At 66.5% G+C, this 17,556-nt stretch carries 14 protein-coding genes; 5 read left to right on the top strand and 9 right to left on the bottom strand.

Annotation, left to right across the window (positions count from 1 at the left end; all coding sequences use genetic code 11):
* The first annotated feature begins 227 nt into the window (after positions 1-227).
* Positions 228-707 carry a HugZ family pyridoxamine 5'-phosphate oxidase gene (locus GL279_RS11290; protein ID WP_211371297.1) on the top strand — a complete coding sequence of 160 codons (480 nt, stop codon included), beginning with the start codon at positions 228-230 and terminating at the stop codon, positions 705-707.
* Between the two features lie 87 nt (positions 708-794).
* On the opposite strand, the gene GL279_RS11285 is transcribed toward GL279_RS11290, so the two are convergent.
* Positions 795-3,086 carry a glycosyl hydrolase family 28-related protein gene (locus GL279_RS11285; RefSeq protein ID WP_155064730.1) on the bottom strand — a complete coding sequence of 764 codons (2,292 nt, stop codon included), beginning with the start codon at positions 3,084-3,086 and terminating at the stop codon, positions 795-797.
* Positions 3,087-3,250: 164 nt separating this feature from the next.
* A complete protein-coding gene (locus GL279_RS11280) occupies positions 3,251-4,843 on the bottom strand; it encodes a lysine--tRNA ligase (RefSeq protein WP_155064729.1) in 1,593 nt (530 codons plus the stop codon).
* Positions 4,844-4,930: 87 nt separating this feature from the next.
* Between GL279_RS11280 and GL279_RS11275 the strand changes: the two genes are divergently transcribed.
* A complete protein-coding gene (locus GL279_RS11275; protein WP_155064728.1) occupies positions 4,931-5,353 on the top strand; it encodes a tellurite resistance TerB family protein in 423 nt (140 codons plus the stop codon).
* 55 nt (positions 5,354-5,408) lie between these two features.
* Here the strand turns inward: GL279_RS11275 and GL279_RS11270 are convergent, their stop codons facing one another.
* The 7 genes from GL279_RS11270 to GL279_RS11240 form a co-directional block, all read right to left on the bottom strand.
* Positions 5,409-6,764, bottom strand: a complete 1,356-nt coding sequence (locus tag GL279_RS11270; protein ID WP_246175279.1) for a D-alanyl-D-alanine carboxypeptidase/D-alanyl-D-alanine-endopeptidase — start codon at positions 6,762-6,764, stop codon at positions 5,409-5,411.
* Positions 6,761-7,354, bottom strand: coding sequence for a nicotinate-nucleotide adenylyltransferase (locus tag GL279_RS11265; RefSeq protein WP_155064727.1), 594 nt, complete (start codon positions 7,352-7,354; stop codon positions 6,761-6,763). The genes GL279_RS11270 and GL279_RS11265 overlap by 4 nt, the downstream gene beginning before the upstream one ends.
* 1 nt (position 7,355) lies before the next feature.
* Positions 7,356-9,023: a formate--tetrahydrofolate ligase gene (locus tag GL279_RS11260; protein WP_155064726.1), complete on the bottom strand. Its 1,668-nt coding sequence runs from the start codon at positions 9,021-9,023 to the stop codon at positions 7,356-7,358.
* 12 nt (positions 9,024-9,035) lie between these two features.
* Entirely contained in the window at positions 9,036-10,163 is a 1,128-nt protein-coding gene (locus GL279_RS11255) for an OpgC domain-containing protein (protein WP_155064725.1), read from the bottom strand.
* Positions 10,160-12,328, bottom strand: a complete 2,169-nt coding sequence (gene mdoH, locus GL279_RS11250; RefSeq protein ID WP_343039782.1) for a glucans biosynthesis glucosyltransferase MdoH — start codon at positions 12,326-12,328, stop codon at positions 10,160-10,162. The genes GL279_RS11255 and mdoH overlap by 4 nt, the downstream gene beginning before the upstream one ends.
* A 4-nt stretch (positions 12,329-12,332) precedes the next feature.
* Complete coding sequence (locus tag GL279_RS11245; RefSeq protein WP_155064724.1) at positions 12,333-13,901, bottom strand: OpgD/OpgG family glucan biosynthesis protein; 1,569 nt, start codon at positions 13,899-13,901, stop codon at positions 12,333-12,335.
* A gap of 195 nt (positions 13,902-14,096) precedes the next feature.
* A complete protein-coding gene (locus tag GL279_RS11240) occupies positions 14,097-14,996 on the bottom strand; it encodes a hypothetical protein (RefSeq protein ID WP_155064723.1) in 900 nt (299 codons plus the stop codon).
* 134 nt (positions 14,997-15,130) lie between these two features.
* On the opposite strand from GL279_RS11240, the gene GL279_RS11235 reads away from it, so the two are divergent.
* Genes GL279_RS11235 through GL279_RS11225 form a run of 3 tightly spaced genes read left to right on the top strand, consistent with a single transcriptional unit; the run spans position 15,131 to position 17,542 of the window.
* Positions 15,131-15,556 (top strand): PepSY domain-containing protein, encoded by a 426-nt coding sequence (locus GL279_RS11235; RefSeq protein ID WP_155064722.1) that lies wholly within the window; start codon positions 15,131-15,133, stop codon positions 15,554-15,556.
* A gap of 10 nt (positions 15,557-15,566) precedes the next feature.
* Positions 15,567-16,229, top strand: a complete 663-nt coding sequence (locus tag GL279_RS11230; RefSeq protein ID WP_155064768.1) for a response regulator transcription factor — start codon at positions 15,567-15,569, stop codon at positions 16,227-16,229.
* A gap of 2 nt (positions 16,230-16,231) precedes the next feature.
* Entirely contained in the window at positions 16,232-17,542 is a 1,311-nt protein-coding gene (locus tag GL279_RS11225) for an ATP-binding protein (RefSeq protein ID WP_155064721.1), read from the top strand.
* Positions 17,543-17,556 lie beyond the last annotated feature (14 nt).

The raw sequence follows: 17,556 nt of genomic DNA, 5'->3' as shown, positions 1-17,556 counted from the left end.
CCTCTACTCGCTATGCGGCACGTCGCGATGCGCAACCCTCTTCCCTTGCTGCGCAAGCCGGCTTTGGCTGTGCCGAAGTTAATACGCTTTACCCTTCTGCGTAAACCATTTTTTGAAAAGGAGAATTTTGTAAATTACTTCACCAGATCGCTTGCGGTTTAGTAAATTTTTGACATTACCCGCGCGCTTGCGCATGGATCGCCCATAAGCTGCTGGCGAGACTGACCATGGACCCCATCCGCCCCACCGATGACGAGGCCCGCGCGCTGGCCCGCCGGCTGATCCATGCCGCGCGCCATGCAACGCTGGGCAGTCTGGATCCGGCCAGCGGTGCGCCACTTGTGACCCGCATCGCGCTGCAGGTGGACCGCGACGGCGTGCCGCTGGCACTGCTTTCGGGGCTTGCAGCGCATACGCGCGCGCTGATGGCCGATCCGCGCGCCGGTCTCATGATCACTGACGCCGAGGCGGCCAAGGGCGATCCGATGACCCATGCCCGGCTGTCGATCATCGCCCGCGCCGAACCGGCGCCGGCCGATGCCGCGCGCCGCGATCTGTGGCTGGCACGTGATCCCAAGGCGCGGGTCTATGTCGATCTGCCCGATTTCCGCTTCTGGCGGCTGGTGCCGCAATCGGCACTGCTGAACGGCGGCTTTGGCCGCGCCTTTCACCTTGACGCGCAGGATCTGCTGACGCCCGGCCTCTGACCGCCGCAACGCCGGAAACCCCGGCCGCCACAGGGGCAGCCGGGGGCCGGGGGCATCGCGAGAGGGAAAGGACGATGCCCTGCGCGCCTAGTCCGGGTTGTCCATCCGCACCCGCAACGAGATCGTGCCCTTGGTCGCGGCCCCCCAGTTCACCGCCACCTGCTTGCGCGTGGTGCCCATGGCCGCCTGCACCCAAGGCATTTCGGCCACGCGGGCATTGTTGGCATTGGTGATCGGGCCGGTCGCGATGACCGATTGCACGTTCTTGGCCCAGCCGTCGAAGGGCAGCGCGACATTGACCGGCACCAGCCAGCGGTTCGAGGCCGTGGCCTGCGTAAAGGTGACATCGACCGGGTTGGCGACATAGGTGTTGACGCCGTTGAACATATTGCCCTGAAACTGGATGTTGCGCATCCGTGTATAATCCAGACTGGCAAAGGTGGTATCGACGCGGTCGATGCGGGTGATCTTGTTGTTCAGCGATTTGAACACATTGCCCATCACCGACAGCCCATGCACGAAATGCCCCGAGCCATAGGGTTTGACCACCAGCCAGTTAAAACCAAGGTTGGTGTCCGAGGCCAGAAAGGTATTGCCGGTGATGGTCAGCCCGCCAAAGGAATACTCATCCCCCTCGAAATTCGGCCGGGCGTCATGCTCGTTCGTCCATTCGATCGAACAGTTGTCGATATAGTTCCCGGTCACCGTCGCCTGCACGTTGGTCTGGGTCAGCACCAGCCCGCCGAAACGCACGCCGTTCTGCGCCGCATCGCCCTGAAACCAGTGGTTGCCCTCGATCATGTGGCCGCCGCCGTTCAACACCGCAAAATGGCCAAAGCGGATGAACCGGCTGTGGCGGATCTTGGTGTCGTTGTTGTTGACGTTCAGCGCGACGCTGCTGCGGTTTTGCGCCAGCAGACCCATCTCGTTGGACAGGAACTCGCAGCGATCCACCAGCATCCCCTGACAGGCAGTGCCGATCGAGGTGATGCCGCGATCCTTGGGCCGGGTGAAATAGCAGTCGCGGAAACAGTTCATCGAGCCGGTCTTGGCCAGCATGACGCCGCTGGCATTGCCCTCAAGCAGGAACTCCACATCGTCGAAGTTGAACCGCGCCAATTGCTCCATGTCCGAGAAATCAAAGGCATAGCGGAAGCGGGTAAAGGTATAGCTGCGCGTGCCGGCACCACCGTAAAGCGGCTGCGACAGGGTCAGGGTGCCGGCGGCGGCGTTCTTGGCCAGCACATAGACCTCGCGCCCGACGCCGGGGCCCGAAAGCCGCGCGCCGACCTCGATCGTGCCGATATTGCCGACCGCCGACAGGGTCACCGGCAGCGCCGGGTTATAGGTGCCGGCTGCGGTGACGGTGCCGGTCTGCCATGCATTGCCCGGCACGATGGCGATCTGGCCATTGGTGATGACGCGGCGGTTGGAAAACGTCGTCAGCGCAGGGGCGTAATCGGCGACGCGCAGGGGCTCGGTCAGATGCACGCAGCGCCCGGCCAGATCCAGCACGCTGTGATCGGTATAGCCGAACAGCGCCTGCAAAGCGCGCTTCATGCCCTCGGTCTCGTCGCCGAAAGCTGCGGCATAGGTCGGGAAATCGAACTTGCCGGTCAGCGCCAGCCGCGCGGTTCGCGGCATGCTGAGCTTGCCCACGAAACGCACCACCGAACTGATGCTGAGATCCGAGCCGATGAAATAGGTGCCCGCAGGCACCAGCACCTGATTGGTGCCGGAAGCCGCATTGGCCGCGACAAAGGCCGCGCGGTCGTCGGTGACGCCATCGCCGACTGCGCCAAAGTCTCGCACATCGACCCAGTCCAGCATGTCCGGCACAAAGGCCGCCGTGACATCCTCGATGACGAAATTCTCGATCACCACCGAACCGTTGTTGTCGCCGATCAGATCAAGGCCGAAATAGCCAAAGGTCGCCTGCCGGCCCCAGGGCATGTCGACGCCATTGCGCCGCCCCGAGCCGACCACGGCCGAGACCTCGACCACATTGCCATAGCCCGGCAGCGTCACCACCGGCCCGATCTGCACCGCGCCGGCGATATTGCCGCCGCCCGGCCCGCCCGCATAGCCCGCGATGCGCACCTGCGGGATATTGCCTGCCAGTGCCTTCACGCGCGTCGAGATGCGCAGATAGGTGCCCGGGCTGATCGGCGTCGGCCGCATATAGCGCAGCGAGGTGACCGTATCGAGCTTGAGGATTTCCAGGCAATTGCCGAAATCCTGATCAGAGGCCACCACGGCGGCATTGCCTTGCCCGGCCCAGGTCGGGCTGTCGGGTGTGCCGTCGGTCCGCGACCACAGGTTCAGCCCCAGCCGGAACTCGCGCGGCATCAATGCCTTGCTGCCAATCGCAATGGTCATGCCAAATGTCTCCCTCTACCAGATCTTGCGAGCCCAAGGGAAAATCTCCGGGCCGCGCGCTCTGGTCGGAATTTGGCAATCTGGCGTTAACCGCCCGTTAACCAACCGTGCGCGGCAACGGGGCCAGACGCAACAGCGGCATCAACGGGCGGTCAGGTTTCAGGTCAGGCGGGGGTGGGCCCCGCCAGTTCGCCTGCCAAGGCACGCTCGATCAGTGCGCGGGTTTCGGCCACGCCGTAAAGCGCGATGAAACCGCCAAAGCGCGGCCCCTGATCGGCACCCAGGAGCACCTGATACAGCGCCTGGAACCAGTCCTTCATCGGCTCGAACCCATGCTCGCGGCCGATGGCAAAAACCATGGTCTGCAGCGCCTCGGCATCGGCCGGCTGGTCCCATGCCGCCAGCCGCCCTGCCAGATCCTCCAGCGCGCGGCGCTCGACCTCGGAAGGCAGGCGGAAAGTCCGCGTCGGCGCCACGAAGTCATTGAAATAGCGCACGGCGAATTCGGCGGCATGGTCCAGCGTCGGGTTGGTCTCGGGGCTGGCCTCGGGCGCATAGCGGCGGATAAAGCCCCACAGCCCCGACTTGTCCTTGGCCCCTGCGACCGAGGCAAGGTTCAAGAGCATCTGGAACGGCACCACCATGTCGGATGCCGGAACCTCACCGCCATGGATGTGCCAGACCGGGTTCGCCAGCTGCTGATCGGGGCTCTGATCGGGATAGGCGCGCAGCTGCTGGTGATATTCATCCACCGCTTTCGGGATGACGTCGAAATACATCCGCTTGGCGGTCTTGGGCTTTTGATACATGAAATAGCTGAGGCTCTCGGTGGCCGCATAGGTCAGCCATTCGTCGATGCTGAGCCCGTTGCCCTTGGATTTCGAGATCTTCTGCCCTTCCTGATCCAGGAACAGCTCATAGGTGAAATGTTCAGGCGCGCGGCCGCCCAGCACCTTGCAGATGCCGTCATAGATCGGCGTATTGGTGCTGTGGTCCTTGCCATACATTTCAAAGTCCACATCCAGCGCCGCCCAACGGGCACCGAAGTCGGGCTTCCATTGCAGCTTCACATTGCCGCCGGTGACCGGCAGGGTCAGTTCCTGCCCGTCCTCGTCGTCAAAGGTGATGGTGCCGTTCTTCGCGTCAACATGCTTGATCGGCACGTAAAGCACCTTGCCGGTCTTGGGGCTGATCGGCAGAAAGCAGGAATAGGTTTGCTGACGCTCTTCGCGCAAGCTGGCCAGCATGATCTCCATGATCGCGTCATAGCGTTCGGCGGCCAGCAGCAACGTGGCGTCGAACTGGCCGGATTTGTAGAACTCGGTCGCGCTGATGAATTCGTATTCGAAGCCGAAGGTGTCGAGGAACCGGCGCAGCATGGCGTTGTTGTGGCCGCCAAAGCTGTCATATTCGCCGAACGGGTCAGGCACCGTGGTCAGCGGTTCCTGCAGATGCTCGCGCAGCATCTCTTGCTGCGGCACGTTCTCGGGCACCTTGCGCATGCCGTCCATGTCATCCGAGAAGCAGAACAGCCGCGTCGGAATGTCCGAGATCATCTGGAAGGCGCGGCGGATCATCGTCGTACGCGCCACCTCGCCGAAGGTGCCGATATGGGGCAGACCCGAGGGACCATAGCCGGTCTCGAAGAGCACATAGCCCTTTTCCGGGTCCTTCTTTTCATAGCGCTTCAGCACGCGGCGGGCCTCTTCAAAGGGCCAGGCCTTGGATTTCATCGCGGCGTCGCGCAGAGCGGTCATCTCGGGTCTCCATTCACTCGAAACTTCCCCGTATTGAAACGCTGGAGAATGGTCAATAATTACCCCTGAAACCCATGGAGAAATAGCATGCCCGACAGTGTTCCGTCATTCTCGCCCTGCGATGCGCTGGTGGCGGTGATGGTCGGGGTCTCGGCCTCGGACCAGAATCTGCGCACGGCGGAACTGGTCGCGATCGAGCGCGCGGTGAACCACACGCCGGTCTTTGCCAGCTATGACATCGACCGCGTCCGCGCCGTATCGCAGACGGTGATGAGCCTGTTCGAGGAAGAGGACGGGCTGGATGCGCTGTTCGGGCTGGTGCGCGAGTCGCTGCCCGAAAAGCTGTATGACACCGCCTATCTGCTGGCCTGCGATGTCGCTGCCTCGGACGGGCGGCTGGGCGAGATCGAGGCCGAAATGCTGGCCGAGATCCGCGAGCAGCTGGAGATCGACCGGCTGCATGCGGCGGCGATCGAACTGGCGACGCGCGCCCGGCACCGGGTCTTGTAACGCCCGGCGGCAGCGCGGGTGGCGCGGCCGCAGGGGTATTTGGAAAATGGTGAAATCAGGCGGTTGCGAGGAAATCCTCGACCAGTGCCTGTTGCAGCGCCTTGGCACGTTTCGTCCAGCCGATGACGCCGTCGGGCAGTTCCTGCCCCTCGCTGGCGGCGCGGCGGTTTTCGTCGGCGGCGAAGACCACAAAGGCGATTTCGCGACCGGCGGCGTCCTTGGCATAGCCGGCGAGGTTGGAGACGAAGTTCAGCGTGCCGGTCTTGGCCAGGATCTGCAGCGGGCTTGCGGTTTTCTTGCCCTTGGCGTCGCGCAGCGGCACATGTTTGAGCAGGGCGGCGAGGTCGCGGGCGCGGCCCTCGCCCTGCAGCAGCCGGGCCAGCGTCAGCGGCGAGATCCGGTTGCGCGAGGACAGGCCCGAGTGGTCGTAGAGCTCGGCCCGGGCCTGCGGATCGCGGGCAGCCAGCCATTGCACCATCGCCTGCGCCGAGGCGCGCAGATCGCCCGCGCTGCTGGCGGCAAGGCCCAAAGCCTCTGCGGTGAGGTTGGTCGAATATTCCAGCATGCCGCGCAGGATCCGGTCCAGAGGCGGGCTGTCATGGCGCGCGATCTCGTGTCCGGTGGGGGCGAGATCGCCGCGTTCGGGATCGGGCAGCGCCAGACCTTGGGCGCGGCACAGGGTCTGGAACACGTCGCCGGCATAAAGTTCGGGCTGGCGCACCGGCAGCCAGCGCGCGCCCTGCGCGCCCATGGCGCCGCGGGCAATCGTCCAGCTTTCGCGGGGGCCGCTGCCATCATAGGTAAAGAGCGGGCTGGAGCGCGCCACGCCGGCGATGGTGATGCTGTAGGCGCGCGGCGATTGCCGGCGCCCGCGCGCCTGCAGCGCCATCTGCCCCGAGCGCCAGTCCAAATGCACCCGGTTGAAGTTCAGCATCATTCCCGAAAGAGTCGGGTTATAGGGCAGGTATTCGTCCTGCGCCGGGTCGAGCCGGGCGACATGCGGCAGTGCGCCGCCCCAGACCAGAAAACGCGCCGGTGGCGGTCCCTGCCACGCCTGCGCCACCTGCCCCGCCAGCCCGGCCAGATCGTCGCTGTCGAGCACCGGATCACCGCCACCGGCAAGGATCAGCGTATCGCCCGCGGCCAGAACGCGGGTGGCAAAGCGGTGCCCTGCGCCCAGCCGGTCGAGGGCATAGAGCGCGGTCACGATCTTGAGCGTGCTGGCCGGTGCCATCGGCTGGTCGGCCTCGCGCGCGGCCAGCAGCGTGCCGCTGGTCGCATCCAGCGCGGCAAAGGCCACATCCGCGCCCAGTTTCGCCGCGCCGATGGCCGCAGCGGGATCGGCCCGCAGCCGCATGGGCAGGGCCAGCACCGCCATACCGGCCAGAAGGCTGCGTCGCGACAGCATCATGCCCGCCCCGCCCGGATCGCGGTCGAAGACAGTTTGCTCATCGGCACATTGATCATCGCCCAGACCGGCGGACGGCAATCGGCCAGCAGGCCGGCCTGTTCATCGGGCAGCCGCGCCGGCCCCAGTATCCGCGCCGCACGCGAAAACCGCGCCGGCATCCGCCAGCCCGGCCGCGCGATCACCCCGATCGGCAGGCGGGCCGCGATCTCGGCCCAGCGGTCCCAACGGTCGAATTGCACCATATTGTCAGCCCCCATCAGCCAGACGAAGCGCACCCCCGGATAAAGCCGCTGCAAGGCCGCGACCGTGTCGGCCGTCATCCGGGTGCCCAGCCGCGTCTCGACATCGGTGATGGCGACGCGCGGGTGTTGCATCATGCGGCGGGCATTGGCCATCCGCTCGGCCAAAGGTGCGGGGCCATGCGGCTTGAGCGGGTTGCCCGGGCTGACCAGCCACCAGATCCGGTCCAGCCGGAACCGGCGCAGCGCCTCTTCGGTGATGCGGACATGGCCCTGATGCGCCGGATCGAAGGATCCCCCCAGCAGCCCGACCCGTAGCCCGGGCGGCGCCAGTGGCAGGCCGGCGCGCATGTCAGAACAGCCCCTCGATGCGGCCCTGATCGTCAAGGCCGATGCGCAGCGCCGCCGGTTCGCGCGGCAGGCCGGGCATGGTCATGATGTCGCCGCAGATCGCCACGACAAAGCCCGCGCCGGCGGCCAGACGCACCTCGCGCACCGGCACGCTGAAGCCGGTCGGCGCGCCAAGCGCCGTCGGATCGGCGGAAAAGCTGTATTGCGTCTTGGCAAGGCACACCGGCAGATGGCCATGCCCTGCCGCCTGCCAGACCTGCAGCTGATCGCGCACATGCGGCAGGAACTCGACCGCCTCGGCGCGGTAGATGCGCTTGCAGACGGTCTCGATCTTGTCCGACAGGCTCAGCTCATCGGGATAAAGCAGCGTGAAATCGGCGGCCTGCTCGCAAAGCGTCACCACCTGCCGGGCCAGATCCACGGCCCCCGCGCTGCCCTCGGCCCAGTGCCGGCACAGCACGGCCTGCACGCCATGGTCGGCGCAATAGTCCTGCAGGGCGGCGATTTCGGCCGCGGTGTCGCTGGTGAAATGGTTGATCGCCACCACCACCGGCGCGCCGTAAATCTGCAGGTTCTCGATATGGCGGCCAAGATTGGCGCAGCCAGCGCGCAGGGCGGCGACGTTTTCCTGCCCCAGATCGGCGCGCGCCACGCCGCCGTTCATCTTGAGCGCGCGCACCGTCGCCACCAGCACCACCGCCGCCGGCGCAAGCCCGCCCAGCCGGCATTTGATGTCGAGGAATTTCTCGGCCCCCAGATCGGCGCCGAAGCCGGCCTCGGTCACCACGTAATCCGACAGCGCCAGCGCGGTGCGCGTCGCCATGATCGAGTTGCAGCCATGCGCGATATTGGCAAAGGGGCCGCCATGCACCAGCGCCGGGTTGTTTTCCAGCGTCTGCACCAGATTGGGCTGCAAGGCGTCGCGCAGCAGCACCGTCATCGCGCCATCGGCGCCGATGTCGCGCGCGGTGATCGGCTGGCGGTCGATGGTATAGCCGATGACGATGCGGCCCAGCCGCTCTTGCAGATCGGCCAGATCCGAGGCCAGACACAGGATCGCCATCACCTCGGAGGCGACGGTGATGTCAAAGCCGGTCTCGCGCGGGTAACCGTTCGGCGGGCCGCCAAGCGCGACCACGGTCTGGCGCAGCACACGATCGTTCATATCCATGACCCGACGCCATGCGATGCGGCGCGGGTCGATGCGCAGCGCATTGCCCCAGTAGATGTGGTTGTCGATCATTGCCGACAGCAGGTTATGCGCGCTGGTGATGGCGTGGAAATCGCCGGTGAAATGCAGGTTCATGTCCTCCATCGGCACGATCTGGGCCATGCCGCCGCCGGCAGCCCCACCCTTCATGCCGAAATTCGGACCAAGGCTTGCCTCGCGAATGCAGATCGTCGCGCGCTTGCCGATGCGGTTCAGCCCGTCGCCCAGCCCCACGGTGGTCGTGGTCTTGCCCTCGCCGGCGGGGGTCGGGTTGATCGCGGTGACCAGCACCAGCCGCCCCTGCGGCCGGCCGGCAAGGCCCGCGATGAATTCATGCGTGATCTTGGCCTTGTCATGGCCATAGGGCAGGAAATCCAGCGGCCCCAGCCCCAGCCGGGCCGCGATGTCCGAGATCGGGCGTTTCTGCGCCTCGCGGGCGATCTCGATATCGGATTTCATGCTTGCTCCTGTTCAGCCCAAGATCCGCGCGCGCAGCCGGCCCATCCATTCGTGGCGTCTGAGCCAGATCGCCGCCACCACCCATAGCGCCGCGATCACCCACAGGTCGATGGCGATGCGCAGCAGAACACCGGGCATGTCGGGCGGCGCCATCATGTCCAGCGCGTCGCCCCAGATCGACAGCATCACGCAGGCGATGAAGGACCACAGCCCGCCGCGCCCGATCTCGGCCAGATCGCGGCCAAGCGCGGTATTGGCCATCCATTCAAAGATCCCCGCCAGCGGCACCGCGACCAGCCAGCTGGCCGCCATGATCGACATGAGCCGCAGACCGTCCAGCGACCATTTGTCGATCTCGCCATAGATCGACTTCAGAAAGGCCGCGACGTCCTTCGCCGGTTCTCCAATGCGCCAGCAGATCAGGATCGCTGCGCCGAACATCAGAACGCCCACGGAAAGGATGGTCAGCAGGCGCGACTGCCGGCGCAGCACGGGCATGATCTGGCGACGGAAAGCCCCCAGCGCCACGCCGATAAAGAACAAAAGCTGCCAGCCGAACGGGTTGAACAGCAACCCGCCCGGGCGCTGGTTCGGCACCAGCGTGTTCAGCGGCGCGGCAAACCACCAGACCGCCAGCGACACCGCCATGGCAAGCCACGGCAGCCGCATCAGGAAGGGCACCGTCACCGGCACCGTCACGATCAGCACGACATAGAGCGCCAGCACGTCCAGCAGGTTCGGCTGCATCCACATCAGCATGACCGTGCCGAGATAGCCCAGCGGATTTTCCCAGATCCAGCGCGAATACTGGAACCAGACCGCCGTATGGTTGATCTTCAGCGCAAACAGCAGATGCGAGAACAGCGCCAGGAGTACCGCACCGCAGACCAGCGCCAGCCAGACCTGAAACGCCCTGCGCAAAAAGCGCCATTGCGCGGCGCGCAGGCCCTGACGCTCTTCGACCTTGACCCAGACCATGCCCACTAGAAACCCCGACAGCAGCACGAACAGCTCGGCCGCGTCAAAGACGGTGAAATTCGCCAGCGTCACATTGCGCAGAACGCCCATCGGCATGTGGTCCAGCATGATGCAGACCAGCGCATAGCCGCGCAGCATGTCCAGGGCCGCGATCCGCTTCATCTGGGCAGCGCCGCGAAACGTTCGATCAGGGCACGATCCTCCAGTAGGGCCAGCTTTTCGGCCTCGGTCAGGAAACTCAGCGCCTCGGCCTGGGTCGCCGCATGGACAAGCTTCGCCTCGGCCGAGATGGCGTCCAGCCGCGCCGAGGCCGGGCCGCGCGCCGTATCGGGCTGCGCCAGCCCCAGCACACGTGCCCGCATGACGCCATCGCGGCCCAGCGGGTCCAGCCCGATGCGCGGCAACAGCCCCGAGATGCGGTAATCCAGCGCATTGGCGGCGGTCAGGATCTCGGGCGGGTCGCGTTCCTCGGGGGTGACGAGCAAGCCGTGGCGGCGCGCCCAGCGGCCAAAGACCGGGCTGGCCGACCAGCGCGAGGTCATCGGCGACAGGATCAGCCCGGCCAGGATCGGCGACAGCCAGACCAGTTGCCAGGGCGCAAACAGCGACAGCACCACCAGCGTGCCGACGCCCAGCACCACATGCAGCGCATGGCGGCGCAAAACCACGCTCCACGGCGGCATCTGGCCGGCGCGCACCTGCGCCTCCCAACCGGAATCGCGGCCGCGCAGGATGTCATAGATCTGCCGGGTCTGGATCAGCATCTGCACCGGCGCGATCAGGGCCGACAGCGTGATCTCGAACAGGGCCGAGCCAAGCAGCCGCACCGGACCGCCGGAATTGCGCGCCAGCGGCCGCAGCCATGCCCGGAACAGGCCGATGAATTTCGGCACCAGCAGAAAGGACATGGCGGCCACGAACAGCCACAGCATCCGCACCGGATCAAAGGTCGGCCATTCCGGGAACAGCTGATAGGTCTGCGGGAAATAATCCGGCCGCGACAGCAGCACATTGGCCGACAGCGCCAGACCGACAAGGATCATCGCCAGCCAGATCGGCGACATCAGAAAGCCAAGGATGCCGATGGTGAAATGCGCCCGCGTGACCCAGGTGAACCCGCGCGAGAAGATCAGCCGCGCGTGTTGCAGGTTGCCCTGCGCCCAGCGGCGCTCGCGCACGGCCATGTCCAGAAGCGTCGGCGGGCTGCCCTCGAAACTGTCGCGCAGGTCGTGGTCCAGCCGCACCTTCCAGCCGGCCCGGCGCAACAGCGCCGCCTCGACGAAATCATGGCTCAGCACTGCGCCGCCAAAGGGCGGCTTGCCCGGCAGGTCCGGCAGGCCGCAGCATTGCGCAAAGGCGGCAACGCGGATGATGGCGTTATGGCCCCAGAAGTTGCCGCTGTTGCCCGACCATGCCGCGACGCCGCGCGCGATCGCCGGCCCATAGACCCGGCCCGCGAATTGCGTCAGCCGGGCAAAGATCGTCTGGCCGCCGACCAGCATCGGCATGGTCTGGATCAGCCCGACCGCCGGATCGGCATTCATGCGCGCCGACAGCGCCTTGATGGTCTGCGCGCCCATGACGCTGTCGGCGTCCAGAACCACCATCTGCTCATAGCGCCCGCCCCAGCGGCTGACGAAATCGGCGACGTTGCCGGCCTTGCGGCCCTTGTTGTTCTTGCGCCGCCGATACCAGACCGGCACCGGAGAAATGTCGCGCAGCCGGCTGACCGCCACCATTTCCTCAAAGACGGCGGCAGGCTTGCGGCTGTCGGACAGCACAAAGATCTCGGTCCGCTCGCCCAGTCCCACGCGATAAAGATCGCGCGCCAGCGCCGCCAGCAGGCCGGCGGTCGCGGCGGAATCCTCGTTATAGACCGGCATGATGACGGCGATGCGCGCCGTATTGGGCCCGGTGGGCGTGGTCAGGCGCGGCGCCAGAAAGCCCGCGACCATCGAGCAAAAGGAAAAGCCGACCCAGGCAAAGGTCAGCCCGAACAGCACCAGAAGCACGCCCTGCAGAAAGGTGACATTGGCGCCAAAGGCCTGATCCATCTGCTGCCAGCCGATCACGGCAATGGCCGCAGCGCCGCCAAAGGCGATCAGCCGCGCCAGAATCGTGCGCAGGCTGGGAAAGCCCGCGCGCGGACCGGGTGGCGGCGCGGCGCGGAAATCCTGCTCGGGCATGTCCAGCGGCGCCTCGGGCGGCGTGGCCTGTGCCTCGGGCAGCTCGATGCCCAAAGCCTCCCAGCTGGCTTCCTCGGACAGCGGCAGGTTCGCTGCTGCGGACGGGGCCGGATCGGGCGTCACGTGCTGCGCTTGGCTCACGATGCTACTCCCGCGTCCAGCGGGCGATCCAGCTTTCGCTGAGCGGTCCCTCGGGCCCGTTCAGAACCACCGACAGGTCGGCCAGTTTCTCGCCATCCGGCAGATATTCGAAGGCCAGCCGCATCCGCCCCTGATCGGGCAGGCGCAGCAGATAGCTGTGGCCGATGCTGCCGGAACTGGTGCGGATCTGCGGCACCGGATCATCGGTGCCGAACAGATCCAGATCATAGTCGATGACAAAGGTGCGCGCGCCGGCATTGTTCACCGACTGGCCGGACATGGTCTCGATCACGCGGGCGATCGGGGCGCTGTCCGGCGGCTCGGGGGCAAAGCTGAGATTGTAGTTGAAATCATAGCGCTCGCCGGCCTTCAGCGTGTCCGAAGGCTGCCAGAAGCTGACGATATTGTCGTTGAACTCGTTCTGCACCGGGATTTCGACCAGCGTGACCGTGCCCTTGCCCCAGCCATCCTGCGGCGCGATCCAGGCCGAGGGCCGCTTTTCATAGCGCGCCTCGGCGTCCTGATAGGCGTCAAAGCTGCGCGCGCGCTGCGCCAGACCAAAGCCCAGCGGGTTTTCGTCCATGAAGGCCGAGACCTGCAGCGTCGAATGGCCCGACAGCACCCGCCACAGCCGCTGCTCGCCCCCGGTCAGCATCTGCAACCCGTCGCTGTCATGCACGGCGGGGCGGTAATCGTCGACGCGGGTGCGGTCGGTCGGGCCGAACCAATACATCGAGGTCAGCGGCGCGATGCCGATATTGCGCATGTCCTGACGCGGGAACAGCGCCACGCGGGTGTCGAACACCGTCTCGGCGCCGGGGGTGATGCGGAACTCGAACGCGCCCGAGACCGAGCGGCTGTCCAGCAGCGCATGGATGACCACATAGCGGTCGCGCTCGTTCGGCTTGTGGATCCAGAAGCCGCGGAACAGCGGGAATTCCTCGCCCTCGGCGGTGCCGGTGCCGATGGCAAGCCCGCGTGCCGAGATGCCGTAAAGCGTGCCGCGCGCTACGGCGCGGAAATAGCTCGCGCCCTGAAAGACGACGAATTCGTCCATCACATCGGGCCGGTTCAGCGGCGCGCGCAGACGAAAGCCGGAAAAGCCCATGTTGCCGACGGATTCGTAATCGACGCCATCGGGGAATTGCGCCGGATCGAATTCGAACATGTGCGGGTCGAACTTGACCGGGATCACCACGCCATTGTCGACCAGACTGATATCGACCGGCTCGTGAAAGATCGCACCCGGCGCCAGCAGGTCCAGCGCGAAATCGCGGCTGCCGGCCCAGGGGTCGCGGTCGCGGCGAAAACGGATGCCGCGATACTGGTCATAGGTCAGATTGGCAAAGCTGCCCACCAGCTCGGCATCGCGATAGGCATAGGGCTTGCCGGCCAGATCGCGGGCCAAGGCCGCCACATCCTCGAAACCGAAGGGCTTGGCGGGCTCGGGGGTTGCCGCAGGTTCCGCTGGTGCAGCGGGATTCGTCGGCGCCTCCTGCGCGAAGGCCGCACCAAGCGAGCTTGCGGCTGCAAGCGCCGCTCCGGCAGAGATGACAAATTCACGGCGTTGCATTGGCTTAGTCCTAATCTTTCTGCCCGGCGGGGCGGAATTTCGGTGCGGATTTGGCATTGCAGCAATGATCAGGCAAGCCTTTTCGCCACGAAAGGCAAGTCATTGCCTATTGTTGATCGAAAAAGCGCAATGGAAAAGGGCGCGCCGTTGCCGGCACGCCCCAATGAGTTGCAAAACGCCGCTTTTCCGCCGGTGTCAGCGGTTCAGCTCGCGCAGGACCTGACCGTCGATGCCGATTTCGACCAGCACCGGCTCGCCTTCGGGGTTGGTGGCCTGTGCCACGGTGACCGGGCCCTGCTGCAGGATCTGGCCGACCTCGGTATAGCCGGCATCGGCAAGGCTGGCGCGCACCTCTTCGGGGGTGGGCGCGGTGCCGGGGACTGCGGGGGCGCCGCGGTCATCGCCGCCCATCGGGCGCATGCCATCGGGACCCTTGCCGTCGCGGCCATGCCCTTCGGGACCATGCCCTTTGGGGCCGTGCCCCTTGCCATCGGGACCATGGCCGCGCGGCCCGTGGTCCTGCGGCCCGCGATCACGCATGCCGTGGCCGCGCGGCTCCTTGTCGTCCTTGTCGCGATGATCGCCGGGGCCGCCCATCGGGCCCATCAGCCGTTCGCGTGGGCCGCCGCGTTCAAAGCGCATCAGCGTGCCATCCGTGGCAAATCCCGCGCGCACCGGCAGGTCCTTGGCGTCCAGACCCGCGACCATCACCCCCTCGGGGCCCAGAAACACCGCCTTGACTTTGGCCAGCTCGGCAAACAGCGGCTGTTCGCGCACCGGACCCGGCACCAGCTGTTCGATCAGCGTGGCGGGCAGGACGGCATCGCCCTCGACCCGGACGCCGCGCAGGGCGCCCTTGTCATCCATGAAGCCGCCAAGCTCGGTGCCATCGGCCAGCTTGCCGGCCACGCGGCTGCCATGCCGGGTCGGACGGATGTCGAAATCCCGAAGGCCCGCATCGCGCAGCACCTGCGGCAGCGCCAGCGTCTGCGCCTGTTCGGCAGGGGCGGCAGGGGCGTCCTGTGCCAGCACCGGCGCGCTCAGCCCGGCCAGCAACGCCAGCGCGGCGACCGAGGCGGCAAAATTTCTGCTCATCTTCGTTTTCCTTCTTTGCAGCGGCGGCCACGGCGGACCGCTTGGATACGAATCGGGTATAGCCGCATCGTCACCAACCAAAGATGAACGGGCCATTTGGTTTTCATTTGGGAAATACAGGCTAAACCGGGTGCATGTCCAATCGCCTGATCATGGCCGTGTCCGGTGCCGCCGCCTTGGCGCTGATCCTCATGCTGGGGCTGGCCCTGCGCGGCGATCCGCCGTCAGGGCCGTTCCCGCCCAAGGGACCGCCCGAACACGCCCGCCATGACGAACGCGACCATGACGAACGGGGCACCGGCGAGCGGCAGATCATCCCGCTGCGCGAGGCGGCGGGCATTGCGCACCGGCGCTTTCGCGGCCGGCTGATCGCGGCGCGGCTGAAACCGCCGACCCCGGCCGAACGCGCGCGCGGCGTCGGGCTGGTGCACGAACTGAAGCTGTTGACCGCGCGGCGCGATGTGCTGCTGATCCGGCTGGACGCACGCAGCGGCGCCTTTCTTGAAGTCGCCGGCAGCGGCCTGACCGAAGCGCGGCGCAAGACCGGAGACGATGAATGAGACCCCTGCCATGCGATGCCTGATCGTCGAGGATGACCCGGTTCTGGCCGGTCAGCTGGCCGGAGCCATGGCCGATGGCGGCTTTGCCTGCGACCTTGCCGCCGAGGGGCGGCAGGGCGAATTCCTCGGCTCGACCGAAAGCTATGATCTGGCGATCCTCGATCTGGGTCTGCCGGGCATGCCGGGGATCGAGGTGCTGACCCATTGGCGCGAGGGCGGCGTGACCATGCCGGTGCTGATCCTGACCGCGCGCGGCGACTGGACCGACAAGGTCGCGGGCTTTCGCGCCGGCGCCGACGATTACGCGGTCAAACCCTTTCGGCTGGAGGAGGTGGTGATCCGCGCCCAGACGCTGGTGCGCCGCGCCGCCGGCCACGCGCAGGCGGTGATCAAGGCCGGGCCGCTGCGGCTCGACAGCCAGCTGGGCGTCATCACCCGCAACGGCATGGCGCTGAAGCTGACCGGGTTCGAGACCCGCATCCTGTCCTATCTGATCCACCATCAGAACCGCGTCGTCACCCGCACCGAGCTTTCGGACCATCTTTATGACGCCGCCGCCGACCGCGACTTCAAATCCATCGAGGTGGTGATCGGCCGGTTGCGCAAGAAGATCGGCGAGGGTCTGATCGAGACCCGGCGCGGCGAGGGTTATGTGCTGCAGGCGGCAGGATAGCGATGTTTCTGCGCGATTCGATCCGGGCGCGGCTGATCGGCCTTTCGGCGGTGCTGATCGGGGTGGCGCTGGTCGCGGGCTATCTGGCCATCGCCGCGATCCTTGACCGCTTCATCACCGACCGTTTCGATGCCGAGATCGAGGCGGTCTCGGACACGCTGATCGCCGGGGCGTCGATCGACGCGGCGGGCGGGCTGGTCGCGGGCCCCGCGCCCACCGATCCGCGTTTTGACCTGCCGCTGTCGGGCTGGTTCTGGCAGCTGGCGCAGGACGGTCATGTTGTCGCCAAATCCGACTCGCTCTTTGACAATGTGCTGAACCCGCCCGAGCAGGATTTTACCGGCGGCGCCGGCTTTGGCCCCGGCGGCGAGGTGCTGCGCGTCGCCCGGCATGGCTTTACCCTGCCCGGCAGCAACAGCGCGCTGTCGGTGGTGGTGACAGCGCCGCAATCGGAAATCGACGCCAGCATGGCGCGGCTGCGCCGGCCTCTGGCGGTGTCGCTGGCGGTGTTGGGGCTGGGGCTGGCTCTGGCCTCGGTCCTGCAGGTGGTGGGCGGGCTTTCGGCGCTGGACCGGCTGGGCCGTGACCTGCGCCGCATCCGCGACGGTCAGGCCGAGGCCCTGCCCCTGCCCCCCGTGGCCGAGTTGCGCCCGATCGCGGCCGAAATCAACGCGCTGCTGGAACAGAACCGCGCCGTGCTGTCGCGCACGCGCGAACATGTCGGCAATCTGGCGCATTCGCTGAAGACGCCGCTTTCGGCACTGGACAATACCCTGCCCGCCGATCACCCCGGCCATGCCCTGATCGCGCGGATGGACCGCCAGATCTGCTGGCACCTGCGCCGCGCCCGCAGCGCCGGGCAGATGCGCGTCCTTGGCTATCGCACCCCGGTCGCGGCGGTGATTCAGGACATCCTGCTGGTGCTGCGCCGGCCGCTGGCGGAATCGGGCATCGCGGTCGATCTGGACCTGCCCGCCGGCCTTGCCTTTGCCGGCGAGCGTCAGGACCTTGAGGAAATGACCGGCAATCTGATCGAGAACGCGGTGAAATGGGCCAATGCCCGCATTCGGATCAGCGCCGCCGCCCTGCCCGGCCAGATCCGCCTGCTGGTCGAGGATGACGGCCCCGGCATGTCGCGCGAAGATCACGATCTCGCCATGGCGCGCGGCAGCCGGCTGGACGAATCCGGCCCGCCCGGCAGCGGCCTTGGCCTTGCCATCGTCGCCGATCTGGTGGCGCTGCATGGCGGCGAGCTGCGGCTGGAACGTTCCGATCTGGGCGGTCTGGCCGCCGGTCTGCTGCTGCCGGCCTGACCGCCGCAGAAACT

The sequence above is a fragment of the Paracoccus limosus genome, from assembly GCF_009711185.1.
GTDB lineage: Bacteria > Pseudomonadota > Alphaproteobacteria > Rhodobacterales > Rhodobacteraceae > Paracoccus > Paracoccus limosus.
The sequence above is the reverse complement of the archived record's forward strand: the minus strand, read 5'-3'. Positions and strand labels throughout refer to the sequence as shown.